A 24,701-nucleotide genomic window follows, 5' to 3' on the forward strand; every position below is an offset into this window, starting at 1 on the left:
CGCCTCAGAAACGAAAGCGCACCACCAGGTTCTGCAGGCCGGCCGCCAGCTGCGACAGCTCCTGGCTGGTGGCGTTGGTGCGCGTGGCGGCGTCGGCGCTTTCCAGGGATAGGTTGCGGATGTTCAGCAGGTTGCGGTCCACTTCACGGGCCACCTGGGCCTGTTCTTCCGAGGCACTGGCGATCACCAGGTTGCGCTCGTGGATCTGCTCCATGGCCCGGGTGATTTCCCCCAGGGCCAGCCCGGCCTGTTCGGCGATGGACAGGGTCTGGGCCACCCGCTGACTGTTGCCGTGCATGGACTGCACTACGCAGTCGGTGTCGCCCTGGACCCGGCCGATCATCTGTTCGATTTCCTGGGTCGACTGCTGGGTGCGATGGGCCAGGGCCCGTACTTCATCTGCCACTACGGCAAAGCCGCGGCCGGCTTCCCCGGCCCGCGCGGCCTCGATGGCGGCGTTCAGGGCCAGCAGGTTGGTCTGTTCGGCGATGGCGCGGATCACGTCCAGCACCTTGCCGATCTCCCGTGATTGCTCGGCCAGGGTCTGCACTTGCTGCAGGGCGGTGCCGACATCGCCGCTCATGGCCTGGATCGAGTCCAGGGTCTGGATCACCCGGGCCTGCCCCTGGGTGGCCTGGGCGGTGGACTGGCGGGTGGTGTCGGAGGTGGACACCGCGTTGCGCGCCACTTCCTCGACAGCCACGGTCATCTCGTTGACGGCGGTGGCGGCTTGCTCGATTTCGTTGTGTTGCTGCTGCAGGCGGCTGGAGTCCTGATGGGTGCTCTGGCTCATCTGTTGCGCGGCGCCGGCCAGTTGGGTCGAGGTGCTGCTGATCAGTTGCAGGGTTTCACGCAGGCTGGCCTGCATGCTGGCCAGGGCCTTGAGCAGGCGCGCGGTTTCATCGCTGCCCGCGCTGTGGATCGGTCGGCCAAGATCGCCGGCGGCCACTTGCTCGGCCACGGCCACGGCCTGGCGAATGGGTCCCACGATGCTGCGAATCAGCAGCCAGGCCAGGCACAGGGTCAGCAGGGCGACGGCCAGCAGGGCGCCGATCACCGTGACCTTGACCTGGGTGTACAGCGCGTCGGCATGCTGGGCCGACTGGCTGACTTCCTCGGTCGTCAGGTTCATCAGTTCGGTGAACTGGTCGCCGGTCTGGGTCGAGTACTCCTGGATCTTGCCGTTGAGCAGGGCCGTCATCTCGCTGCTGCGATTGTCCCGGGACAGGGCTTCGTACTGGGCCAGGGCCTGCTGGTAGCTTTTGACCGTGGTGAGGAATGCCTCGTATTGCACCCGGTTGTGATCGCCCACCAGCGGCGCGAACCTGGCCAGGGCCTGGTCGAGCCAGGCTTGTACCTGGTGCAGGCGGGCAATGGTGCTTTCCAGCACTTGGGGTTCACGGTTGAGGGCCATGCGCAGGCTCAGCACGCGGATGCTCAGCACGTAGTCGCGCACTTCTCCCAGGTAGCGGGTGCTGGGCAGGGAAATGTTTTCGGTGTGCTGGCCGGTGGCGCGGACTTCGGCCACTTGCTTGAGGGCGAACAGCCCCTGCAGCAGGACCAGCAGGGCAATCACGCCGAAGCTGATCACGGCGCGTTTGGCGATGCTCAGGTTACCCAGCGTCATGGGACGTTCTCCGAGTGTGGAAAAAAGGGGGAGGGGGAACAGATAAAAAAAGCGCAGGCCCGGAACCGGACCTGCGCGAGGGGAGCATCAGTCTTCTACGTGGGGAATCTTGCGCGGGGCCATGAAGTACATCCAGGTCAGGGCGATGAAGTACATGGCCGGGATCAGGGTGAACAGCACGGTGTAGTTGTTGTTGGTGGCGGTGAGGATGTGGCCGACGATCTGGGTCATGAACATGCCGCCGATGGCCGCGCACATGCCGCCGAAGCCGAACACGGTGCTCATCATGTGCTTGGGCGTGTAGTCCATCACCAGGCTCCAGATGTTGGCGGTCCAGGCCTGGTGGGCGCCGATCCCCAGGGAGATGGCGAACACCGCGAGCCACAGGTTGGCGGCACCGGCGGCCATGATCACGCCGATGATGCAGCAGGCGAACAGGAACATCGACAGCAGCCGCGCCTTGATCGGGTTCATGCCGCGACCGATGAGGAACGAGGAGAGGATGCCGCCACCGACGCTGCCGAAGTCGGCAGTCAGGTAGATGATGATCAGCGGGATGCCCATCTGGGTCACGTTGATCCCCAGGTTGTACTGCTGGTTGAGGAATGGCGGCAGCCAGTACAGGTAGAACCAGAACACTGGCGCGGTCATTGAGTAGGCCAGGGCGAAGGCCCAGGTGCCGCGCATGCGCAGGATGCGGCTGAAGGGCACGCGGGTTTGTTCGGGTTCCGCTTGCTGCTGGATGTAGGCCAGTTCCGAGGCCTTGACGCTAGGGTGGTCTTCCGGGTTGAAGTACTTCAGGCCCCAGAACAGCAGCCACACGCCGCCCAGTGCGGCCATGCACAGGAACGCCGCTTGCCAGCCCCAGGCGTGGAGGATCAACGGCAGCAGCATGGGCGTGAACATCGCGCCGACGTTGGTCCCGGCGTTGAAGATGCCGGTGGCCACTGCACGTTCGCCAGCCGGGAACCACAGGCGGGTGGTCTTCACGCAGGCCGGGTAGTTGGCGGCTTCGGTGAGCCCGAGAATGAACCGGCAGACCATGAAGCCCACCGCCGAAGTGGCCAGGCCGTGGGCACCGGTGGCCAGGCTCCAGAGCAGAACGGCGCAGAAGAACACCCGTTTCACCCCGACCCGGTCGATCAGCCGGCCCTGGAGCACGAAGCCCACGGCGTAGCCGACCTGGAACCAGAAGTTGATGTTGGCGTAGTCCATCGCCGTCCAGTTCATTTCCTTGGCCAGGATCGGCTGCATCACGCCCAGGGCGGCGCGATCGATGTAGTTCAGGGTGGTGGCGAAGAACACCAGGGCGAGCATGCCCCAGCGGGTCTTGCCGACCGCCATGGCGCCGCGGATCTTGTCGCCGATGCCACCGGCGACGCTGAGGCTCGGGGCGATACGAGAGCTTTGAGAAGGAGTCATGTAAGCCATCCGTTCAGTGACTGACGAGCCTGGGCTCGTCGGAACTCTAAGGCGCGTGATCAATCGTCAGTAAGGGCATGAGCGCCGGTGACTGGGTGATTGATCGGCTGGGTAGGTTCGTCGTTGCGGCTTTGCAGCAGGCGGACGAACGTCATCGGGACGAGCGCAGCTCAGGGCTGTAGCGCGTCGTGATCCAGGGGGCCGGTTGAGGTCGTTCCAGGCGCAAGCCAGAGGGATGAGCAGCAGGGCGGGGCGTTGAGTGCAAGCATGAGGATGTACCCGATTTTTGAAATTTTTATGGTCTGTTCTGGGTCTGGGTGATTGAAGCCGCTGGTTCTTGGGGCGGCTCAATGTGCTGTCGATGGTGCGCAGTGGCTGAAAAATCGTCAATTCGTCAATCGGCATTGTGTTCGATAATCGAACACAAAACTAACTGGTTCGTACACTTTAAATCATGCTGTGGAATAATCCGCTCCATCGAATAAAAGGCTCGGGCGCCACCGGCCGTCATTTCCCGGGAGTTGAATCATGCAGCGTTCCATCGCCACCGTTTCCTTGAGCGGCACCCTGCCGGAAAAACTCGAAGCCATTGCCGCCGCCGGGTTCGATGGGGTGGAGATTTTCGAGAACGACCTTCTCTACTACGACGGCAGCCCCCGGGAAATCAGGCAGATGTGCGCCGACCTGGGGATTGCCATCACCCTGTTCCAGCCGTTCCGCGATTTCGAGGGCTGCCGCCGCGATCGCCTGGCACGCAACCTGGAACGTGCCGAACGCAAATTCGACCTGATGCAGGAACTGGGCACCGACCTGGTGCTGGTATGCAGCAACACCTCGGTGGACAGCCTGGGGGATCGCAAGATCCTTATCGACGATCTGCACCAGTTGGCCGAACGGGCCGCGGTGCGTGGTTTGCGCATCGGTTACGAAGCCCTGGCCTGGGGCCGTCACGTGAATACTTATCAACAGGTCTGGGACATCGTGCGCAGCGCCGATCACCCAAGCCTGGGGGTGTTGCTGGACAGCTTCCACACCCTGTCGCTCAAGGGCGACCCGGCGGCGATTGCCGAGATTCCCGGGGACAAGATCTTCTTCGTGCAGATGGCCGACGCGCCGATCCTGGCCATGGATGTGCTGGAGTGGAGCCGGCATTTTCGCTGCTTCCCCGGCCAGGGCGAGTTCGACCTGCCGGGGTTCCTGGCACCGATCATCAAGAGTGGCTACACCGGACCGCTGTCCCTGGAGATCTTCAACGACGGTTTTCGCGCCGCGCCGCCGCGGGCCAATGCCGCCGATGGCCTGCGTTCCTTGCTGTACCTGGAGGAGAAGACCCGCGAGCGCCTGCTGCAGGAAGCGCAGCCGGTGGCCAACCTGGACATCCTGTTCGCCCCACCGGCGGTTGAAGCCTATGGCGGCACCGAGTTCCTTGAATTCGCGGTGGACGAGGCCCTGGGGGCCAAGCTGGGTGGCTGGCTGGAACGCCTGGGCTTTGCCAAGGCAGGGCAGCATCGCTCCAAGAGTGTCAGCCTGATGCGCCAGGGCGATATCAACCTGATCCTCAACTCCGAGCCTTACTCCTTTGCCCACAGCTTCTTCGAGGCTCACGGCCCGTCAGTGTGTGCCACGGCCATTCGGGTCAAGGACAGTGCCAAGGCCCTGGAGCGTGCGGTGGCCTACAAGGGCCAGCCTTATCGCGGGCTGGTGGGCCCCAACGAACTGGAGCTGGCGGCGGTGCGCGAACCCGATGGCAGCCTGATCTACCTGGTGGATCCGCAGCAGGGCGGCCAGCACCTGTATGACACCGACTTCCATATGCACAGCGGCGTGGTGGCCAAGGGCGGCCTCAAGCGCATCGACCACATGGCCATGGCCCTGCCGGCGGACAGCCTCGACAGTTGGGCGCTGTTCTACAAGAGCCTGCTGGATTTCGCAGCCGATGATGAAGTGGTGCTGCCCGATCCCTATGGCCTGGTGAAAAGCCGGGCCCTGCGCAGCCGCTGCAGCTCGATCCGCCTGCCGCTGAACATCTCGGAGAACCGCAACACGGCGATCTCTCATGCGCTGTCCAGTTATCGCGGCTCGGGGGTGCATCACATCGCCTTTGATTGCGACGACATCTTCGCCGAGGTCAGCCGGGCCAAGGAGACTGGAGTGCCGCTGCTGGATATCCCCCTCAACTACTACGATGACCTGGCCGCGCGTTTTGATTTCGACGACGAGTTCCTCAGCGAACTGGCCTACTACAACGTCCTGTATGACCGCGATGCCCAGGGCGGTGAGCTGTTCCACGTCTATACCGAACCTTTCGAGGGGCGTTTCTTCTTCGAGATCATCCAGCGCAAGAACGGCTACGTCGGCTATGGCGCGGCCAACGTGGCGGTGCGTCTGGCGGCCATGGCCAAGTCCCGCAGTGGCGCGGTGCGCCAGGCCAAGTTGTAGCGCATTGGTAACCGGAGGCGGTAATCCACCGCCTCTGTGCTTTCTTTCACGACAGGACGCGGCCCATAATCGCCCGCGTGTCCAGTGATGGCCGTGAGCCCAGAATGACAATGACCAGTGAACGCTCGATTGCGCCCGATGAGCCTGCCCTCGAACCGCGCAAGAGTCGCAAGAACAACCCGGAAAAGACCCGCGAGAACATCCTTCAAGAAGCCATTGTCGAGTTCGTCCAGCAAGGGCTTTCCGGTGCGCGGGTGGATGCGATCGCCGAGCGCATCCACACCTCCAAGCGCATGATCTATTACTACTTCGGCAGCAAGGAGCAGCTGTACGTCGAGGTGCTGGAAAAACTCTACGGCGATATCCGCAGCACCGAGAGCCGCCTGCACCTGGCGGAACTGGCGCCGCAGGAGGCGATTCGCCGGCTGGTGGAGTTCACCTTCGACCACCACGATCGCAATGTCGATTTCGTGCGTATCGTCAGCATCGAAAATATCCACAAGGCCGAGTACGTGAAGCAGTCCGGCGTGATCAAGGCGATGAACAACACCATTCTCCATGCCTTGGGCGAGATCCTTGAGCGTGGTGTGCAGGACGGTGTGTTCCGCAGTGGCCTGGACCCGCTGGACGTGCATTTGCTGATCAGCTCGTTCTGTTTCTATCGGGTGTCGAACCGTCATACCTTTGGTGAGATCTTCCAGATCGACCTGCCGGACGAAGCCATCAAGCAACGGCACCGGGACATGATCTGCGAGTCGGTGCTGCGCTACCTGCAAGCCTGACGTCATTGTTCGTAGGAGCTGGCTTGCCAGCAAAAGCACCCGTAAGATCGGCGTCGCCACCAAGGCTCCTACAACATCCCCCTCGACAAGGAAGGCACCATGGGCAACCCCGTTTCCACGCTGAAAATCATCCTGATCCTGATGATCGTCGTTGACTCGTTCTGGTTCGGCGAGCGCCTGCTGTCCCTGACCGGGTTCAGCGTATTCGACTGGCTGCCGAGCTCGCTGATCAATGTGGTGGGGCTGTTCGGCAGCCTGTTGATGATTCTGTTCAACGTGCTGCTGATCGGCCTGCTCTCGCGCCTGCAGCTCAAGCCCGAGTAATTGCAGCGCCTGTAGCCACTGCCTGCGGCAGCGGCTACAGGTGCGTCTTCAGCCGTTCATGCTCTGAAAGTGCGCCAGCATCCGTTGCGGGTCGGCGCTCTGACCGCTGAACAGCTCGAACGCCTTGACCGCCTGGAACACTGCCATGGTGCCGCCGTCCAGGGTCCGGCAACCCAGGGCACGGGCGTTGCGCAGCAATTCGGTTTCCAGCGGGAAGTAGACGATTTCGGCCACCCACAGGTCCGCCCGCAGCAACTCCAGCGGCACTGGCATGCCCGGCAGCTTGGCCATGCCCATGGGGGTGGTGTTCACCAGGCCGTCGGCGCTGGCCAGGGTACTGGGCAGGTCGGTGCCGGCCTTGGCCCGGCCGGCACCGAAGTGCTGGTTGAGGTTGTCCGCCAGACTCTGCGCCCGCTGGCTTTCCACATCGAAAATGCTCAGTTGTTCCACGCCCTCGCTGAGCAGGGCGTGGGCCACTGCGGCACCGGCGCCGCCAGCTCCCATTTGCACCACGTGCCGCCTGGCCACGCCTTGCAGGCCGCGGCGGAAGCCTTCGGCAAAACCCAGGCAGTCGGTGTTGTGGCCAACCCGCTTGCCGTCCTTGAGCACCACGGTGTTGACCGCGCCGATCCCCCGCGCCTCGGGGGACAGTTCGTCCAGCAGCGGCAAGATGCTCTGCTTGCAGGGAAAGGTGATGTTCAGCCCGGTGAAGTTCATCCGTTCGGCGGCTTGGAGCAGGTCGGGCAGGGCGCTGCTGTCGAGCCCCAGTTGATCCAGGTCGATCAGCCGGTACAGGTAGCGCAGGTTTTGCGCATCACCTTCATGTTCATGCAGGGCCGGGGTGCGCGAAGCCTGGATGCCGGCACCGATCAGTCCGGCGAGTACGCCTGTATGGCCTGTCATAGCGCTTGCTCCTTGAACCGCAGGCTGAAGTGTTCCAGGGCCAGGCGATAGCCGTGGCTGCCAAAACCGCACATCACCGCCAGGGCGATGCCCGATACGAACGAGTGATGACGGAAGGGTTCGCGGGCGTGGACGTTGGACAGGTGCACTTCGATCACCGGCAGCTCGCTGGCGACCAGCGCATCGCGGATCGCCACCGAGGTGTGGGTCCAGGCGGCGGGGTTGATCACGATGCCGGCACAGCGGCCGCGGGCGGCGTGGATCCAGTCGAGCAATTCGCCTTCGTGGTTGGTCTGGCGAAATTCCACGGTCAGGCCGAACTCCTCGGCGGCGCGGCCGCACAAGGCTGAGACATCGGCCAGGGTTTCTTGGCCGTAAGTGGCCGGTTCTCGGGTGCCGAGCAGGTTCAGGTTCGGGCCGTTGAGCACCAGAACGATAGGACGCATGGGGGTAGATCTCCGTTGTTATTGTCAGCCCCGGGAGAAGGTACGAGGCGCTGGGGAGGTAAATTGTACTAACTGGTTAATTTGGTCAATTGATGGTCGAGAGGTGAGATCGGCTCGGGCGATTAAGTGTTCGATAATCGCACGCTGTTGATGGCGATGAACGTGGCAAGGCGTTCTCCGGCAACAAATGCTGACGAGTTCGTGGCTGCCTGCAGGCCTTGTGGGACCGCTGCGGGGCTAGCCTCAAACAGGTCACCTCGCTGCTGTCCTTTCAGGCCGGTGGTCGGATTAACCATGGAAACACGAGTTCTTGGACTCAATAACCTAACGGATGGGTTAGCATGAAAGTGTTCGTTTACAAGGGCTATGCAGTCGTCGTGATGTTGCGCGACGAACATTGCCCACCCCATGTGCATGTGGATGGCGGTCGCTGGAGCGCGCGTTTTCGCTTCAGCTTCTGGCACAACGGCGTCGAGCTCTGGGACGTTGTCCCCCAAGGCCGCCGCCCGGCGCTGGCAATCCTTGAGGGCTTGCGCCAGGCCTTGAAGCAGCGGGTGCATCTGGCCCGGCGTATCTGGTGGAGCAAGCTGCGCACTCTGTGCCTTGAGCAGCAGTTGTGGGATTGGCAAGCGAACTCGGTGGTGGAACGGTCAAGCGCCGGCCGCAGGGTGTACCTGATCGAGTCGGCGCACTACGAGGAACAACGAAACCTCACTCGCCTGACCCTGGTGGGCGCGGCGCAAGGGGTGGAGATCGAACTATGAAAATCATCAAGGCAGAAGTGCCCGTCGACGTGCCCTTGACCCAGGCGCTGCTGGATCAAGCGATCGAGCGCGGTGAAGCGCGTCATGACGCGGGTTTGCAAGTCAGTACCTTGAGCTATGCGGCGGGGTGCCTGTGCCTGGGTTTCGCCGATGGCAGCTCGATTCATTTGCCGGTGAAAAACTATCCGGAGTTGGCGGCGCTGAGCGACACCCAATTGCAGCAACTGCAACTGGGCTTTTGCGCCACGGCGGTGTGCCATGAAGCGGTGGATCTGCAGGTGTCGATTGTCGGGCTGCTGTCCGCCAGCGAGCCGCTGATGAAGCTGGCAACCCAGTTGGTTGCGTCCCGCAATGGTCGGCAAAGCAGCGCGGCCAAGGCCCGGGCGGCGCGCCTGAACGGCAAGAAGGGCGGCCGGCCACGCAAGGTCGAAGTGCCGGCCTAGGCGGTTGGAGAACGGACGCTAATGAATATTGATATCAATTGAAAGTAATTCTCGACTAATCGTAAGATGCCCGGCACTTTCCTTCATGTGCCAGGGAGTTGGTTTGTCGGACATGGATCTCAAGGGACTGTTTCTCAAGCATGCCGCTGCCTTGCGCGGCTATCTGGCGCGCAAGGTACGGGACCCGCAGTTGGCCGCTGATCTGGTGCAGGAGAGCTTCCTGCGATTGGCCGAGCATCGGCGCGGCGAGCGTATCGACAATTCCCAGGGCTATCTCTACCGCACGGCGAACAACCTGCTGATCGACCATGTACGTCAGGAGGCGCGGCGCAAGACCCAAACCGTATCCCACGAAGTGCTGGCCGACATCGAGGATGAGGCGGCTGGACTGGAGGCTCAGGCGATGGCCCGGCAACAGCGCGAGGCGCTGAAACAGGCGATTACCGAGTTGCCCCCGCGGACCCGGGAAATCTTTCGCCTGAACCGCATCGAAGGCATGACCCACGCCGAGGTGGCCCGGCACCTGAACATTTCCGACAGCTCGGTGCAAAAGCACCTGGCCCGGGCACTGGCCTATGTGATGCAGCGCTTGCGGGCTACCGACGGTCGGCCGGCCGACCCGTGAGTTACGGTAACGGTTGGGGTCAGACGTCACTGCTTCCATATAACGAGAAATCGAGATTCACACGTGAATAGCCAGGGTCCGCAAGAGCGCAATATCAACGAGGCCGCCGCCGACTGGGCGGTGCGTTTGCAAGCGGGAGGGCTGAGCGCCGTCGAGCAGGCGCAGCTTGCCCGGTGGCAGGCTGCCGACCGGCGTCACCCTGAGGCCCTGGCATTTGCCCGGCAGACCTGGGATGCCCTCGCAGAGCTGCGCCTGGACTCGGAGCTGGCTGGCACGGCGCCGCCACGGCGTCAGCCGGGAAGGCCGGCAACGGTGTCGCCTCGACCGCGCCGCCGCCGTCTGCTTCCACGAGTTGCCAGTGCTGTGATGCTGGTGCTGGCGCTCGCCCTGGGCTGGCTGCAAGGGCCGCAGGCGCTGCTGTACCTGCAAGCCGACTACCTGACTGCAAAAGGCCAGGTGCGCAGCTTGCAACTGGCCGATGGCAGCACGGTGGAGCTGGATTCGGAGAGTGCCATTCGCCTGGATTTCAGCGAGGAAAAACGCCAGATCGAGCTATTGGCCGGCTCTGCGGTGTTTGACGTGGCGCCCATGGCCGGCGAGGAAAAGCGTCCCTTCATCGTGCGCAGCGCCGGTGGCCAGGCCCGGGCCCTGGGCACCCGTTTCGTGGTTGGCCGGGAGAGTGAGCAGCAAGCCTGGGTCGGGGTGTTGCAGCACAGTGTCGCGGTGAGCCTGGAGGCCCCGGCGCAGGTTGGCACTGGCGAGCTGGTCGTGCAGCAAGGGCAGAGCGTGCGTTATGACCCGCAGTCGGGCGTGGTCGCCCTCGACGGGCTCGACCTGCAACGGGCCACCAGTTGGCGGCGCGGTGTGCTGGTGTTCGACCGCCAGCCCCTGGGCGTGGTGGTGGAGCGCCTCAATCGCTATCGCCCCGGGCGCGTGGTGCTGGCCAGCAGTACCCTGGCCCAGCGGCAGGTCAGCGGTGTCTTCCGCCTGGACATGCTCGACGCGGCCCTGGTCACCCTGACCCAGGAACTGCAGGTGCAACGTTTCGACCTGGCCGGCGTCAGCCTGATTTACTGAGGCCCGCGGGCCTCTTCCCCATTCCTGAAAAATAATTGGAAAAATCCTTACTGAGTTTTCCTGCCTGGCACGTCTAGCTAACTGAGATGCATTCGCATAAAAGTGGCCGACGCAGGAATACAGGGACATGAGGGTAGGCAGTCGCACTGGAGTTCACGCCGCAGGTCGTTTGGCCCTGGCCATTCATCTGGGCGTAGCAGGGCTGTTGGCGGGAGGTGGTTTATTGCACGCGGCGGAGCCGGTCGGCACTGCCCCGCAGAATGCCCAGCAGCCACGCGAGCTGGATTTCGATATTCCCGCCCAGGCCCTCGGCGGTGCCGTGCTGCTGTTTGCCGAGCAGGCCGGGGTGCAAGTGCTGTTCGACAGCCTGCGCCTGCATGGCTTGCACAGTTCGCCGCTCAAGGGGCACTACGGCGTCGAGGACGGGCTGGCCCGCTTGTTGGGCGGTACGCCGGTGGAGTACCGCTTTACCAGCGAGCGCCAGGTCACCCTGAGCCGGGTGCAAACTGCGCACGATGGCGCCCTGGCCCTGGCCCCCACCACGATTTCCGCCGACCTCGAAGGCCGCCAGAACGACTGGGTATACAACGCGCCGCGCTCGGTGAGCGTGGTCGGCCGCGAGCAGCTTGAGCGCAATCCACCGCGACATGCCGCCGAGATGCTGGAGGAAACCTCCGGCGTGTACTCGGCGGTCAGCCAGCAGGACCCCGGCTTGTCGGTGAACATCCGCGGCCTGCAGGACTACGGCCGGGTCAACATGTCGGTGGACGGCATGCGCCAGAACTATCAGCAAAGTGGCCACCAGCAGCGCAACGGCACTCTCTATGTCGACCCCGAACTGCTCTCCGAAGTGGTGGTGGAGAAGGGCGCCACCTCGACCATGGGCGGCGCCGGGGTGATCGGTGGGATCGCCAACTTTCGCACCCTTGAGGCCCGTGACCTGCTCAAGCCCGACCAGGAGATCGGTGGCCGGATCCGCCTGACCAGCGGCCTCGGCGGCCGCAGCAATGGCACTCACTTCATCGGCAGTTCCGCCTTCGCCATCGGCACCCAAGCCTGGGACATGCTGCTGGCCGCCAGTGAACGACACCTGGGCGACTACCAGCCGGGAACCCGTGGCAGCATCGGCGAATTGCGCACCGGTGCCTGGATGGACCCGGCGATCAATGAGCGGGTGAAGCATTCCAAGGTGGCCTATTCCGCTTCGCTGATGCGCTCGCGCCTGGCCAAGCTGGGGCTCAACCTGCCCCAGGACCAGCGCCTGCAACTGAGCTACCTGACCACCGAGGTGGTCTACGACGACGCCAACATGATGAACACCGAGAACCAGGATCAGCTCTGGGAAAAGCTCGGCAGCAGCAAGGTGCATTCGCAGAACGTCGGCCTCGACTACAGCTACACACCGGACAACCCGCTGATCGATTTCAAGGCCAAGCTCTACTACGTCGACACCAGCAACGACCAGAGCACCCTGACCCGCCGCAGCAGCCCCGGCTATTCGATCACCTACCAGACCGACACCTATGGCGCGCAGGCGCAGAACACGTCGACCTTTGCCCTGGGCGAGCTGTCCACGCTCAAGGCCAACTACGGGCTGGAGTTCTTCTATGACAAGGTCCGCCCCGACTCCAGCCAGCCGGTGCCCAAGGGGTCGGCGGTCAGCGCCTCGCCTGCAGCGAGCATGACCCCCGAGGGCGATCGGGCACTGGGCAGCCTGTTCACGCGGCTGGATTTCGACTATGACGGCTGGCTGAACCTCAATGCCGGGCTGCGCTATGACCGCTACCGCCTGCGCGGCGAAACCGGGATCAACACCCGCACTTTCGTGATCGGCAAGACGCCGCAGCAGGTCTCGGTGCCGGTGGCCTACGACATCGACAATCAGCAAGGGCGCTTCTCGCCGACCTTCGGCTTGTCGGTGAAGCCCGGTGTCGAGTGGCTGCAACTGTTCGCCAGTTATGGCAAGGGCTGGCGGCCACCGGCGGTGACCGAGACCATGATCACCGGCCGGCCCCACGGCGGTGGCGCGGAGAGCACCTTCCCCAACCCATTTCTCAAGCCGGAGCGCTCCACCACCTGGGAAGCGGGGGTCAACCTCTTCAAGGAAAACCTCTGGTTCAACGATGATCGCCTGGGCCTCAAGGTGGCTTACTTCGATACTCGGGTCGACGACTTCATCTACATGGCCATGGGCGTGCAGCCCCCCGGCTACGGTTCCCCCGGCATTGGCAACAGCGCTTACGTCAACGACCTTGGCAGTACCCGCTTCAAGGGCGTGGAGTACCAGCTGGACTATGACGCCGGCCGCGCCTACGGCCAGCTGAACTACACCCACATGATCGGCGACAACGATTTCTGCACGAAGATTGCCTGGCTGGGCGGCGTGACCCAGCCGGTGAAGAGCGGCACCGGGCGTGGTGCGATCGTCACTGGCATGCGTCCCGATGAAGCCGCCAATAACGCCAGCCGCTGCAATGCCGCGATCCTCGGCTCGGCCGAGCACATGCCCATGGACCGCGGCACCCTGACCCTGGGTGCGCGCTTTTTCGAACGCAAGCTGGATATCGGCGCCCGGGCCCGCTACAGCGCCGGCTACTCGATCGCCGGTTCCGCCACCGGCACCGTGAGCCAGACCGGCGTCTACCCGGCTGACTGGAAGCCCTACACCGTCTACGACCTGTATGGCAGCTACCGGGCCACTGACGAATTGACCCTGCGCCTGGCCATGGAAAACGTCACCGACCGCGCCTACCTGGTGCCTCTTGGTGATGTGCTGGCCTTCACCCTCGGCCGCGGCCGGACCCTGCAGGGCACCGTGGAATATCAGTTCTGAGCGCTTTTGCCCGTTGATGGGCAAAACCGCAGCGGGCACTGGCGTGCTGCGGCCATGACCCACCTATGTACTGGAGTTTTGCATGAGCATTTCGATCTCTTACAGCGCTACCTACGGCGGTAATACTGTTGCGCAATACCTGACTGACTGGTCGGCCTACTTCGGTGACGTCAACCACCGTCCCGGCGAAGTGGTCGATGGCACCAACACTGGCGGCTTCAACCCGGGCCCGTTCGACGGCACCCAGTACGCCATCAAGAGCAGCGCCAGCGACGCCGCCTTCGTCGCCGATGGCAACCTGCACTACACCCTGTTCAGCAACCCGAGCCATACCCTGTGGGGTTCGGTGGACAGCATCTCCCTGGGCGACACCCTCGCCGGTGGCTCGGGCAGCAACTATCACCTGGTCAGCCAGGAGGTCAGCTTCAGCAACCTGGGCCTCGACAGCCTGAAGGAAGAAGGGCGTGCAGGCGAAGTGCACAAGGTGGTCTACGGCCTGATGAGCGGTGACAGCTCGGCCCTGGCCGGCGAGATCGATGCCTTGCTCAAGGCGATCGATCCCGGCCTGTCGCTGAACTCGACCTTCGACGACCTGGCCGCCGCCGGCGTGGCCCAAGTCACCCCGGTTGCCGCCGCCGCGGCCGATATCGGCCTGGTGGGCGTACCGGGCATGGCCCTGGACTGGGCCTTGGCCGCCTGAGTGGCGGCTTGACTCACCTCCGCCGCCCGAGCTTTCGAAGACCAGGGCGGCGGCCAATTCTGGGTCGCGTCAGGCCTGGCCTTGTAGGCGCTGGCTTGCCAGCGAAGGCGCCGGCCGGATTGGCGCAGTTCTCAAGGGCCTCTTCGCCGGCGAGCCGGCTCCTACAGGGCGGGCATTGGAATGCAAACAGCCGTCACGAGGACGGCTGTTGGCGGCAGCGGGCTGGATTAGCGGCGGGTCAGCAGCACCCCGGATTCCATGTGGTGGGTCCAGGGGAACTGGTCGAACAGCGCGCAGCGGGTGATGCGGTGGCTGTCGTGCAACTGGGCGATGTTGGCCGCCAGGGTCTCCGGGTTGCAGGAGATGTACAGGATGTTGTCGAAGCGCCGGGTCAGTTCGCAGGTGTCCGGGTCCATGCCGGCCCGAGGCGGGTCGACGAACACGCTGCCGAATTCGTAGCTCTTCAGATCCACGCCCTGCAGACGGCGGAACGGTCGAACTTCGTTCAGGGCCTCGGTCAGTTCTTCGGCGGACAGACGCACCAGGGTGACGTTATCCACAGCGTTTTCGCTGAGGTTGCTCAAGGCGGCATTGACCGAAGTCTTGCTGATCTCGGTGGCCAGCACCTTGCGCACCCGGGTGGCCAGGGGCAGGGTGAAGTTGCCATTGCCGCAGTACAGTTCCAGCAGGTCGTCCTGGCGTTCGCCCAGGGCTTCAAAGGCCCAGTTGAGCATCTTCTGATTCACCGTGCCGTTGGGCTGGGTGAAGGCGCCTTCCGGTTGGCGATAGCTGAAGGTGCGACCGCCGACTTCGAGTTGTTCCACCACGTAGTCCTGGCCGATGACTTCGCGCTTGCCCTTGGAGCGGCCGATCACGCTGACGTTGAGGTCGGCGGCCAATTGGCTCGCCGCCTTGTGCCAGTGCTCGTCCAGCGGACGGTGGTAGCACAGGGTGATCATCGCGTCGCCGGCCAGGGTGGTGAGGAATTCCACCTGGAACAGCTTGTGGCTCAGGGGCGCGCTGGCTTGCCAGGCGGCCTTGAGTCGGGGCATCAACTGGTTGATGCGCTGGCTGGCGATGGGGAATTCCTCGATCAGGATCGGCGTGCGCTTGTCGTCCTGGGAGAACATCGCGTAGTGCCGTTCACCGGCTTCGCGCCACAGGCGGAATTCGGCGCGCAGGCGGAAGTTCTGCAAAGGCGAGTCGAAGACCTGAGGCTCGGGGGCATCGAAGGGGGCCAGCAGGTCGCGCAAGCGCGCGACCTTGTCGTTCAACTGGCTGTTGTAGCTTGCGGCATCAAAAGTCATGCGGGGTAACCAAGCTTGATCACGAACAGGATCGACAGAATCACCAGGGGCGCGTTCAGCTCACGGGCGCGGCCCGACAGCAGTTTGATCACGGTCCAGGCGATAAAGCCGAAGGCAATGCCGTTGGCGATGGAGTAAGTGAAAGGCATGGCCAGGGCGGTGATCACCACGGGAGCGGCGACGGTGATGTCTTCCCAGTCGATTTCCGCCAGGCCCGAGGTCATCAGCACGGCCACGAACAGCAGGGCTGGCGCGGTGGCGAAGGCGGGCACGCTGGCCGCCAATGGCGAGAAGAACAGCGCCAGCAGGAACATGATCGCCACCACGATGGCGGTCAGGCCGGTGCGGCCGCCGGCGCTCACACCCGCGGCGGATTCGATGTAGCTGGTGGTGGTGGAGGTGCCCAGCAGGGAACCGGCCATGGCCGCGGTGCTGTCGGCGATCAGCGCCCGGCCCATTTTCGGCATGTGGCCGTCCTTGCCCATCAGGCCGGCGCGCTTGGCTACACCGATCAGGGTGCCGGAGTTGTCGAACAGGTCAACGAACAGGAAAGCGAAGATCACGCTGATCAGGCCGATGTCCAGGGCGCCCTTGATGTCCAGCTGCAGGAAGGTCGGGGCCAGGGACGGTGGCATCGAAGTCACGCCGCCGAACGGGGTTACGCCTAGGAGAATGGAGACGATGGTCACCGCGAGGATGCCAATCAGCACGGCGCCGCGCACTTTCAGGGCTTCCAGGGCGACGATCAGGGCAAAGCCCAGGGCCGCGAGGATCGGGGCCGGTTTGCTCAGGTCGCCCAGGCCCACCAGGGTCGACTTGTTGCCAATCACGATCTCGGCGTTATGCAGGGCGATCAGCGCCAGGAACAGGCCGATACCGGCGGCAATCGCCGAGCGCAGGGGCAGGGGGATGCTGTTGATGATCCATTCGCGGATGCGGAAGATCGACAACAGGAAGAACAGCACCGCCGAAATGAACACCGCACCCAGCGCCACTTGCCAGGTGTGGCCCATGTGCAGGACCACGGTGTAGGTGAAGAAGGCGTTGAGGCCCATGCCCGGCGCCAGGGCGATCGGGTAGTTGGCGATCAGGCCCATGACGGTGGAGCCGATGGCTGCCGCCAAGCAGGTGGCAACGAACACCGCGCCCTTGTCCATGCCCGTTTCGCCGAGGATGCTCGGGTTGACGAAAAGGATGTAGGCCATGGCCAGGAAGGTGGTGACGCCCGCAAGAATCTCGGTGCGCACGTTGGTGTTGTGTGCCTTGAGTTGAAACAGCCTTTCCAGCATGTCTGCTCCCCGTGGCGCCGCCGGGCGCCGTGAATGTATCGACTCCAACAGCAAAGCACAGACTTTATGAGGTGCCTGAGGATTTGCTCTGGGTCGGAAAAAGCCGCGCATCATACCAGCAGCGTGGGCCAATGGCTGCGATCGTCGGCGATGTTTTGCCCCGCTGGCAAGTAGCGCATACTGCGCCCTGCTTTCAAGGGAGGATTTATGCGCAGCACAGTGAAAATGACGGCCCTGGCATTGCTCGGCGCGGCAGCCTGCTGGCTGGCGGCCCCGGCCATGGCGCGCTCGGCACCGCCGCTGAGCCGGGTGGAGATTCTCAAGGTGCTGTCGCCGTCTTGCGGCCTGGAGGATGTTTCCGACGGCCGTGAACGCACCGAGTGCGATCACAACGGGCCGAACATCAAGGTCTATGTGTTGGAGATCGGCTACGGCCGCGAGCCCCATGTGAACCTGGACGGTTTCGAGGTCGACGGCACCCGCTCGGCCGTGTGCGAAGACGGCTCCGCCTATGTGCCCTGTGGCAACTCGGGGATTACCGTGGGCTACATCTATGTGTTCGATCTGGCGGGCAAGCAGGAAGGCACCTTCAGCTTCAGCAACACCTCGATCAACGCGCCGGGCAATACCCTGAGTGCGCAGATCTACATCAGGTAGCGGCGAACGACTGGGGGCAAAGCTGACTAAGCTCTGAAGACGTTCCTTGTGGAGTCATCCTCATGACCTTCAGAGCCTTGGTCACCCTTGCCGAAGGCATCGATGATCTGCAAAGCGTGACCCTGATCGATGTACTTCGTCGCGCCGAAGTCGAAGTGCTGGCGGCCAGCGTCGAAAACCGGCGCATGCTCACCTGCGCCCGGGGCACCCGGCTGACCGCCGACGCCATGCTGGTGGATGTACTGGCCCAGCGCTTCGACCTGATTGTGTTGCCCGGCGGCGCGGTAGGTGCCCAGCATTTGGCGAGCCATCAACCCCTGATGCAGCTGCTCAAGGATCAGGCAGCAGCTGGCAGGCTCTTCGCCGGCATTGCCGAAGCACCGGCCTTGGCCTTGCAGGCGTATGGGGTGCTGCGCCAGCGGCGCATGACCTGCCTGCCCAGCGCCAGCCATCAGTTGTTGGGCTGCAGCTTTGTCGACCAGCCGGTGGTGGTGGATGGCAACTGCATTACCGCCCAGGGCTCCGGCGCGGCCCTGGCGTTTGCCCTGGCCCTGGTGGAGGCGCTGTGCGGCCGCGGCAAGCGCGCTCAGGTGGCAGCAGAGTTGCTGGTTTAGGGCTCAGCCGACATGAGCCGCGATGGGCTCGATCACCGGTTGCAACTCCTGTTCGGTGTGCCAGATGTCGTAGTCGGCCTGCACCGCGAGCCAGACCTTGGCCTTGCCGATTCCGGCACGTTCCAGGCGAACCGCCAGTTCCGCGCGGATTGGTGCATGGCCGTTCAACACCTTGGACAGATGCGGACGGGCATAACCGATATGCCGGGCCAGCTCCGTCACGCTGATGCCCAACTCAGGCAAGACATCCAGGCGCAGGGTGTCACCGGGATGGGGCGGGTTGTGGATGGGCATGATTCTGCCTCCTGTTCAGTGGTAGTCCAGATAATCGACCAGTTCGATATCCGAACCTACGAAACGAAAGATCACTCGCCAGTTGCCGGACACCACCAAGGACCAATAGCCGTGCAGGTCGCCCTTGAGTGGGTGCAGCCGCCAACCCGGCAGGTTGAGGTCTGCCGGTTCGCTGGCGTGATCCATGAACGACAGCTGGCGGGCCAGCCGGCGTGCATGCTCAGCCCGTATTCCACGAGTCGATCCGGTTTCATAGAAGGCGCGCAGGCCTTTGTGCTGAAAGGACTTGATCATGGGGAGCGAGTGTAAGGCGATACCTTACACTCTTCGTAGCGGTTTTGTATTGCAGAGAATGATCAACAAGCTGTTACAGGGGTAAACCGCCTGAGGTTTCACACCTTGGCCTCTTCCACCCGCTCGATCATCCGATCGCGCTTGGCCAGGGTCGGGAACAGCTTGATCCAGACCCCGGTCACCAGCAGCGTGCCGACCCCGCCCAGGACCACCGCCGGCACGGTGCCGAACCAGTGGGCGGTCAGCCCGGATTCAAATTCCCCCAGCTGGTTCGAAGCGCCGATGAACAGGCCGTTCACCGCGCTGACCCGGCCGCGCATTTCGTCCGGTGTTTCCAGCTGCACGAATGACGCGCGGATCACCATGCTGATCATGTCCGCCGCCCCCAGCACCACCAGCACCGCCAGGGAAAACCAGAACGAGGTCGAGAGGCCGAAGGCGATGGTGGCCACACCGAATACGCCGACGGCGGTGAACATCACCCGCCCGACCTTGCGCTCGACGCTGAAACGCGCCAGCCACAGCGACATCAGCAAGGCGCCCACTGCCGGTGCCGAGCGCAGCAGCCCGAGGCCCCAGGGGCCGGTGAGCAGGATGTCCTTGGCAAACACCGGCAGCAGCGCGGTGGCGCCGCCCAGCAGGACCGCGAACAGGTCCAGGGAGATGGCGCCGAGGATATCCGGGCGGCTGCGGATGAAGCGGATGCCCGCCAGCAGCGAATCGAGGGTGGCCTTGCCCTTGTTCAGTGGCGTCTGCCGGGCCGGCAGGTTGAGCATCAACAGGCAGGCGATCAGGTACAGGATCACGGTGGGGCCGTAGACCCAGATGCTGCCGAAGGCATACAGCAACCCGCCCAGGGCCGGGGCGACGATGGTTGCCGACTGCTGCGCCGATTGCGCCGCGGCCACGGCCCGGGGAAACAGCCCCGTGGGCACGATGCTCGGCAGCAGGGCCTGGGTGGTGGGCATCTCGAAGGAGCGGGCGCCACCGAGGAGGAAGGCCAGGATGAAGATCATTTCCCGGGTCACGCTGTCGGTCAGGCTGCCGATGGCCAGGGCCAGGGCGATCAAGGCTTGCAAAGACTGGCAGATAGCCGCCACCCGGCGCCGGTCATAGCGGTCGGCCACATGCCCGGTGTGCAGCATGAACAGCACGCGGGGGGCGAACTCCACCAGCCCCACCAACCCCAGGTCGAGCACATTGCCGGTCAGTTGGTAGAGGTTCCAGCCGATGGCCACGGTGAGCATCTGGAAACCGCTGGCGGTGAAGATCCGGGCCAGCCAGAAGGCGATGAATGGACGATGGTGGCGGAGCAGCTGGGGGTCTTGGCTGGGCATCGGGTGGTCAATCTGAGCGGGGAGTGCGACGAGGTTATCACCAAGGTGTAACCAATAGTTGCGGGGAGCGGGAAAATCGTTAGCCACGCATCTATCTGCTTTTTCGCTCGAATGCCGGGGCGCGAACCCATGTGGCCGCTGCCGCCGCGCGGGCGACGGGAAATCCTCGGGCAGGGCCCTGCGGTCCTTGCCGTAGCTTTGCCGCGTGGGAAAAGCCGGGAAAGCCCCGGAGTTGGCGGGTGAGGCAAGCTGTCACGCGGCAAATAACCACAGAGTTGCGCGCTGAAAATAGGACTACTCTTTTAACGTTGCTTGACCCAGATCAAAACCTTTTCCAGTGGTTTGATGTGGAGGCCGAAGGGCCGGAATCCCTACGTTGCGATGGTTTAAAAAAGAACGAATCCGAATTCGCCGAACTCCATATCCGTGGGGGCAGTAGGCGCTGGCCTTTGGCCCGCAGCCGGTTTTACCTGATAGAGGAAAGCTTATGTTCGGTTTAGAGGCCATTGATCTCGCCCGAATTCAGTTCGCATTCACCGTTTCGTTCCACATCCTGTTCCCGGCCATCACCATTGGCCTGGCGAGTTACCTGGCGGTACTCGAAGGCCTGTGGCTCAAGACCCGCGACGATACCTATCGCGATCTTTACCACTTCTGGTCGAAGATCTTCGCTGTCAACTTCGGCATGGGGGTGGTTTCCGGCCTGGTGATGTCCTACCAGTTCGGCACCAACTGGAGCCGTTTCTCCGACTTTGCTGGCGCTGTCACCGGCCCCTTGCTCACCTATGAGGTGCTCACTGCGTTCTTCCTCGAGGCAGGTTTCCTCGGGGTGATGCTGTTCGGCTGGAACAAGGTCGGGCGCAAGCTGCACTTCTTCTCCACGGTGATGGTGGCCATTGGCACGTTGATTTCGACCTTCTGGATTCTGTCCTCCAACAGTTGGATGCAGACCCCGCAAGGCTTCGAAATCGTTGATGGCCGAGTGATTCCGGTGGACTGGCTGGCGGTGGTGTTCAACCCGTCATTCCCTTACCGCCTGGCGCACATGGCGGTGGCGGCATTCGTCGCCACGGCGTTCTTCGTCGGCTCGTCCGCAGCCTGGCACTTGCTGCGGGGCCGCGACAACCCGGCCATTCGTCGCATGCTGTCGATGGCCATGTGGATGGCCTTGATCGTGGCGCCGGTGCAGGCGGTGATCGGTGACTTCCACGGTCTCAATACCCTCAAGCACCAGCCGGCGAAAATCGCCGCCATCGAAGGTCACTGGGAAAACATCGGCAATGAGCCGACCCCGCTGATCCTCTTCGGCTGGCCGGACATGAAGGCTGAGAAAACCAGATTCGCAGTGGAAATCCCTTATCTGGGCAGCCTGATCCTCACCCACTCCCTGGACAAGCAGGTGCCGGCGCTCAAGGAATTCCCGCCTGAAGACCGTCCCAACTCGACCATCGTGTTCTGGTCGTTCCGGGTCATGGTGGGCCTGGGCATGCTGATGATCTTCACCGGCCTGTGGAGCGTCTGGCTGCGCAAGCGCGGCACGCTCTACACCTCGCGTCCGTTCCTGTACCTGACGTTGTGGATGGGGCCGTCCGGGTTGATCGCGATCCTGGCGGGCTGGTTCACCACCGAGATCGGTCGTCAGCCCTGGGTGGTCTATGGCCTGATGCGCACGGCGGATGCTTCGTCCGCACACAGTTTCGTGCAGATGAGCATCACCCTGGCGTTGTTTGTGGTGGTGTATTTCTCGCTGTTCGGCGTGGGCCTGGGCTACATGATGCGCCTGGTGCGCAAAGGGCCGGTGACCAACGAAGGCGCGGAAACCAGTCACGGTGGTCCCGGGCAGAAACGTACCCCGGCGCGTCCGCTGTCTGCCGCGGACGATGACCATCACAGCATCAGCCTGAACAAGGGGAATTGAGTCATGGGTATCGATCTTCCACTGATCTGGGCCGTGATTATCATCTTCGGCATCATGATGTACGTGGTCATGGACGGCTTCGACCTGGGGATCGGGATTCTCTTCCCGTTCGTCAAGGACGACCGCGACCGTGACGTGATGATGAACACCGTCGCCCCGGTCTGGGACGGCAACGAAACCTGGCTGGTGCTGGGGGGCGCGGCTCTGTTTGGCGCCTTCCCGCTGGCTTATTCGGTGGTGCTTTCGGCGCTGTACCTGCCACTGATCCTGATGCTGATCGGCCTGATTTTCCGCGGGGTGGCCTTTGAGTTCCGCTTCAAGGCCAAGGAAAACAAGCGTCATATCTGGGACAAGGCGTTTATCGGTGGCTCGGCGGCGGCGACCTTCTTCCAGGGCGTGGCCCTGGGGGCGTTCATCGACGGCTTGCCGGTGGTGGACCGCCAGTTTGCCGGTGGCTCCCTGGACTGGCTGACGCCTTTCACCCTGTTCTGCGGCCTGGCGCTGGTGGTGGCCTATGCCTTGCTCGGCTGCACCTGGCTGATCATGAAGACCGAGGGCAAGCTGCAACAGCAGATGCATGACCTGGCCCGGCCGTTGGCTTATGTGGTGCTGGCGGTGATCGGCATCGTCAGTCTGTGGACCCCGCTGGCCCATGCCGAGATCGCCGCGCGCTGGTTCACCCTGCCCAATCTGTTCTGGTTCCTGCCGGTGCCGATCCTGGTGCTGGTGACCATGTACGGCCTGCTGCGCGCCGTGGCCCGCAACGCCCACTACACGCCGTTCCTGCTGACCCTGGTGCTGATCTTCCTCGGCTACAGCGGCCTGGGCATCAGCCTGTGGCCGAACATCGTGCCGCCGTCGATCTCCATCTGGGACGCCGCGGCGCCGCCGCAAAGCCAGGGCTTCATGCTGGTGGGCACGCTGTTCATCATCCCGTTCATCCTGGGCTACACCTTCTGGAGCTACTACGTGTTCCGCGGCAAGGTCACCCACGACGACGGTTACCACTAGGTAGGGGCCGGCTTGCCGGCGAACGGGCCCTTGGGCCTCGTGCCAGGCTGGCCGGCGCTTTCGCTGACCAGCCAGCTCCTACGAGGGTTTGGGTCAAGCAGGAGTTGAAATCATGAGCGGTAAACACTCATTGCAGGAAATCGAACAGGCGGAAAAACAGCCACTCTGGCGGCGCCTTGGCTGGTTGGCGATGATCTGGGGTGGCAGTGTGCTGGCCCTGTTCGTGGCGGCCAGCCTGATGCGCATGTTCATGAGCGCCGCCGGCCTGACCACCCACTGATCATCCCATCCCGTTGCCTTGCGGCACGGTTTCAACCCTCCGCCAGCGGAGGGTTTTTTTTGCCTGTTACTTGCGCGCCTTGAGGATCACGAACTTGGGCGTTGCCGCCACTTGCTCGACGCCGCGGAACAGCCGCGCCAGCTTGCTGTGATAGCCCAGGTGGCGGTTGCCGACGATATACAGCGCGCCGCCCACCACCAGGGCCTCCCGGGCTTGTTGGAACATGCGCCAGGCGAGGAAGTCGCCCACCACCTGCTGCTGGTGGAACGGCGGGTTGCACAGCACCACATCCAGGGATTGCGGGGCCTGACCGGCCAGGCCATCGCCGGCGCGCATCTGGGCCTCGCGCTCGCCCAGCACGGCCTGCCAGTTGTCCCGGGCCGACTGCACGGCCATGAAGGATTCGTCCACCAGGGTGTAGTGGGCCTGGGGGTTGTCCAGGGCGCTGGCGATGGCCAGCACGCCGTTGCCACAGCCCAGGTCGGCGACCCGGGCGCTGCCGAGGTTCTGCGGCAGGTGCGGAAGGAAGGCGCGGGTGCCGATGTCCAGGCCTTCGCGGCAGAACACATTGGCGTGGTTGAGCAGCTCGATGGCTGGCTGTTCCAGGCGATAGCGGGTCGGGTAGGGCGACACGACCGCCGGCCTGGCTTCTGGCGTGGCGATCAGCAGGCGGGACTTTTTCACCGCCAGGGAGGCCTGCACCGGGCCGATGTAGCGCTCCAGCAAGTCGCCGGCGGCGCGGGGCAGGTGCTTGACCATGGCCGCCGCCACGACCTGGGCGCCTGGGGCCAGTTGCCCCTGCAGGCGGATCAGCTGTTCTTCCAGCAGGGCCAGGGTCTTGGGGACACGGATCAGCACCCGGTCGAACGGCCCGGTCAGGGGCTCGCTGGCCGGCACCACACGCAGGGCGTCGAAGGGCAGGCCGTTGCGCACCAGGTTCTTTTCCAGGGCCAGGGCACCCAGGTACGAATCGCCACTGCTAGTGACCTGGACCTTGCCCAACAGGCTGGCGGCCAGGGCGCCGAAGCTGTCATTGAGGATCAGCACCCGGGTGTCGCTGGCCGGTTGCTGCTCGGCCAGGTGGTTGAGCAGGTACTCGTCCGCCGCGTCGAAGGCTTGCAGCGGCTCGTTCTGCTGTTCGGGCTGGCGGATCAGGTCGAGCTGGGCGAAGGGGCTTGCAAGCAGGGGCATGGGGCGGACTCTAGGTAATCGGTGAATGTCCCGGCGCTGGGGGCTGTCGTGCGCACGGGATCCCTCGAACAGCGGCGGTGCGGGCCGTTCGAAGCGGGGCTAAATGGTACGTTTTTTTGTCGGG

At 63.6% G+C, this 24,701-nt stretch carries 24 protein-coding genes; 14 read left to right on the forward strand and 10 right to left on the reverse strand.

Features of this window, described 5'->3' with window-relative positions; translation table 11 throughout:
- Positions 1-4: 4 nt before the first annotated feature.
- On the reverse strand, positions 5-1,627 hold the full coding sequence (locus BLV47_RS03150) for a methyl-accepting chemotaxis protein (protein ID WP_092309789.1): 1,623 nt from the start codon (positions 1,625-1,627) through the stop codon (positions 5-7).
- Positions 1,628-1,714: 87 nt separating this feature from the next.
- A complete protein-coding gene (locus BLV47_RS03155) occupies positions 1,715-3,049 on the reverse strand; it encodes an MFS transporter (protein WP_092309792.1) in 1,335 nt (444 codons plus the stop codon).
- Positions 3,050-3,577: 528 nt separating this feature from the next.
- On the opposite strand from BLV47_RS03155, the gene quiC reads away from it, so the two are divergent.
- The 3 genes from quiC to BLV47_RS03170 all read left to right on the forward strand — a co-directional run bounded on the left by quiC (position 3,578) and on the right by BLV47_RS03170 (position 6,594).
- Positions 3,578-5,488: a 3-dehydroshikimate dehydratase QuiC gene (quiC, locus tag BLV47_RS03160; RefSeq protein WP_092309795.1), complete on the forward strand. Its 1,911-nt coding sequence runs from the start codon at positions 3,578-3,580 to the stop codon at positions 5,486-5,488.
- A gap of 104 nt (positions 5,489-5,592) precedes the next feature.
- Entirely contained in the window at positions 5,593-6,270 is a 678-nt protein-coding gene (locus BLV47_RS03165; RefSeq protein ID WP_092309798.1) for a TetR/AcrR family transcriptional regulator, read from the forward strand.
- Between the two features lie 99 nt (positions 6,271-6,369).
- Entirely contained in the window at positions 6,370-6,594 is a 225-nt protein-coding gene (locus BLV47_RS03170) for a hypothetical protein (RefSeq protein WP_092309801.1), read from the forward strand.
- Positions 6,595-6,642: 48 nt separating this feature from the next.
- Here the strand turns inward: BLV47_RS03170 and BLV47_RS03175 are convergent, their stop codons facing one another.
- Entirely contained in the window at positions 6,643-7,497 is an 855-nt protein-coding gene (locus BLV47_RS03175) for a shikimate dehydrogenase (protein WP_092309804.1), read from the reverse strand.
- Positions 7,494-7,943, reverse strand: a complete 450-nt coding sequence (aroQ, locus tag BLV47_RS03180; protein ID WP_092309807.1) for a type II 3-dehydroquinate dehydratase — start codon at positions 7,941-7,943, stop codon at positions 7,494-7,496. The genes BLV47_RS03175 and aroQ overlap by 4 nt, the downstream gene beginning before the upstream one ends.
- A gap of 341 nt (positions 7,944-8,284) precedes the next feature.
- Here aroQ and BLV47_RS03185 point away from each other — a divergent pair, with 341 nt between their 5' ends.
- From BLV47_RS03185 to BLV47_RS03210, 6 genes are all read left to right on the forward strand, one after another.
- Positions 8,285-8,707, forward strand: coding sequence for a DUF4160 domain-containing protein (locus BLV47_RS03185; protein WP_092309810.1), 423 nt, complete (start codon positions 8,285-8,287; stop codon positions 8,705-8,707).
- On the forward strand, positions 8,704-9,150 hold the full coding sequence (locus BLV47_RS03190; RefSeq protein WP_092309812.1) for a DUF2442 domain-containing protein: 447 nt from the start codon (positions 8,704-8,706) through the stop codon (positions 9,148-9,150). The genes BLV47_RS03185 and BLV47_RS03190 overlap by 4 nt, the downstream gene beginning before the upstream one ends.
- A 103-nt stretch (positions 9,151-9,253) precedes the next feature.
- A complete protein-coding gene (locus BLV47_RS03195) occupies positions 9,254-9,775 on the forward strand; it encodes an RNA polymerase sigma factor (protein WP_092309815.1) in 522 nt (173 codons plus the stop codon).
- A 63-nt stretch (positions 9,776-9,838) separates the two neighbouring features.
- Entirely contained in the window at positions 9,839-10,852 is a 1,014-nt protein-coding gene (locus BLV47_RS03200) for a FecR family protein (RefSeq protein ID WP_092309818.1), read from the forward strand.
- A gap of 127 nt (positions 10,853-10,979) precedes the next feature.
- A complete protein-coding gene (locus BLV47_RS03205; protein WP_092309821.1) occupies positions 10,980-13,685 on the forward strand; it encodes a TonB-dependent receptor in 2,706 nt (901 codons plus the stop codon).
- Positions 13,686-13,767: 82 nt separating this feature from the next.
- A complete protein-coding gene (locus tag BLV47_RS03210) occupies positions 13,768-14,385 on the forward strand; it encodes a heme acquisition protein HasA (protein ID WP_092309824.1) in 618 nt (205 codons plus the stop codon).
- Positions 14,386-14,612: 227 nt separating this feature from the next.
- On the opposite strand, the gene trmA is transcribed toward BLV47_RS03210, so the two are convergent.
- Together trmA and BLV47_RS03220 are read right to left on the reverse strand one after the other, a co-directional pair.
- Positions 14,613-15,692 carry a tRNA (uridine(54)-C5)-methyltransferase TrmA gene (gene trmA, locus BLV47_RS03215; protein ID WP_092309827.1) on the reverse strand — a complete coding sequence of 360 codons (1,080 nt, stop codon included), beginning with the start codon at positions 15,690-15,692 and terminating at the stop codon, positions 14,613-14,615.
- Positions 15,689-16,981 carry an NCS2 family permease gene (locus tag BLV47_RS03220; protein ID WP_092309829.1) on the reverse strand — a complete coding sequence of 431 codons (1,293 nt, stop codon included), beginning with the start codon at positions 16,979-16,981 and terminating at the stop codon, positions 15,689-15,691. The genes trmA and BLV47_RS03220 overlap by 4 nt, the downstream gene beginning before the upstream one ends.
- A gap of 207 nt (positions 16,982-17,188) precedes the next feature.
- Between BLV47_RS03220 and BLV47_RS03225 the strand changes: the two genes are divergently transcribed.
- Positions 17,189-17,638, forward strand: a complete 450-nt coding sequence (locus BLV47_RS03225; RefSeq protein ID WP_092309831.1) for a DUF4879 domain-containing protein — start codon at positions 17,189-17,191, stop codon at positions 17,636-17,638.
- 62 nt (positions 17,639-17,700) lie between these two features.
- Positions 17,701-18,252: a DJ-1 family glyoxalase III gene (locus BLV47_RS03230; protein ID WP_092309833.1), complete on the forward strand. Its 552-nt coding sequence runs from the start codon at positions 17,701-17,703 to the stop codon at positions 18,250-18,252.
- 3 nt (positions 18,253-18,255) lie between these two features.
- Here the strand turns inward: BLV47_RS03230 and BLV47_RS03235 are convergent, their stop codons facing one another.
- The 3 genes from BLV47_RS03235 to BLV47_RS03245 form a co-directional block, all read right to left on the reverse strand.
- On the reverse strand, positions 18,256-18,546 hold the full coding sequence (locus tag BLV47_RS03235) for a HigA family addiction module antitoxin (RefSeq protein ID WP_016966170.1): 291 nt from the start codon (positions 18,544-18,546) through the stop codon (positions 18,256-18,258).
- A gap of 15 nt (positions 18,547-18,561) precedes the next feature.
- Complete coding sequence (locus BLV47_RS03240; protein WP_016966171.1) at positions 18,562-18,840, reverse strand: type II toxin-antitoxin system RelE/ParE family toxin; 279 nt, start codon at positions 18,838-18,840, stop codon at positions 18,562-18,564.
- Between the two features lie 98 nt (positions 18,841-18,938).
- Entirely contained in the window at positions 18,939-20,177 is a 1,239-nt protein-coding gene (locus tag BLV47_RS03245; protein ID WP_092309835.1) for an MFS transporter, read from the reverse strand.
- A 487-nt stretch (positions 20,178-20,664) separates the two neighbouring features.
- On the opposite strand from BLV47_RS03245, the gene BLV47_RS03250 reads away from it, so the two are divergent.
- The 3 genes from BLV47_RS03250 (at position 20,665) to BLV47_RS03260 (ending at position 23,386) form a co-directional block, all read left to right on the forward strand.
- On the forward strand, positions 20,665-22,095 hold the full coding sequence (locus BLV47_RS03250) for a cytochrome ubiquinol oxidase subunit I (RefSeq protein WP_092309838.1): 1,431 nt from the start codon (positions 20,665-20,667) through the stop codon (positions 22,093-22,095).
- Between the two features lie 3 nt (positions 22,096-22,098).
- Positions 22,099-23,106, forward strand: a complete 1,008-nt coding sequence (gene cydB, locus BLV47_RS03255) for a cytochrome d ubiquinol oxidase subunit II (protein ID WP_092309841.1) — start codon at positions 22,099-22,101, stop codon at positions 23,104-23,106.
- 112 nt (positions 23,107-23,218) lie between these two features.
- Positions 23,219-23,386 (forward strand): DUF2474 domain-containing protein, encoded by a 168-nt coding sequence (locus BLV47_RS03260; RefSeq protein ID WP_080963156.1) that lies wholly within the window; start codon positions 23,219-23,221, stop codon positions 23,384-23,386.
- A gap of 66 nt (positions 23,387-23,452) precedes the next feature.
- On the opposite strand, the gene BLV47_RS03265 is transcribed toward BLV47_RS03260, so the two are convergent.
- Entirely contained in the window at positions 23,453-24,577 is a 1,125-nt protein-coding gene (locus tag BLV47_RS03265; protein WP_092309844.1) for a methyltransferase, read from the reverse strand.
- Between the last annotated feature and the right edge of the window lie 124 nt (positions 24,578-24,701).

Source organism: Pseudomonas saponiphila (assembly GCF_900105185.1).
GTDB lineage: Bacteria > Pseudomonadota > Gammaproteobacteria > Pseudomonadales > Pseudomonadaceae > Aquipseudomonas > Aquipseudomonas saponiphila.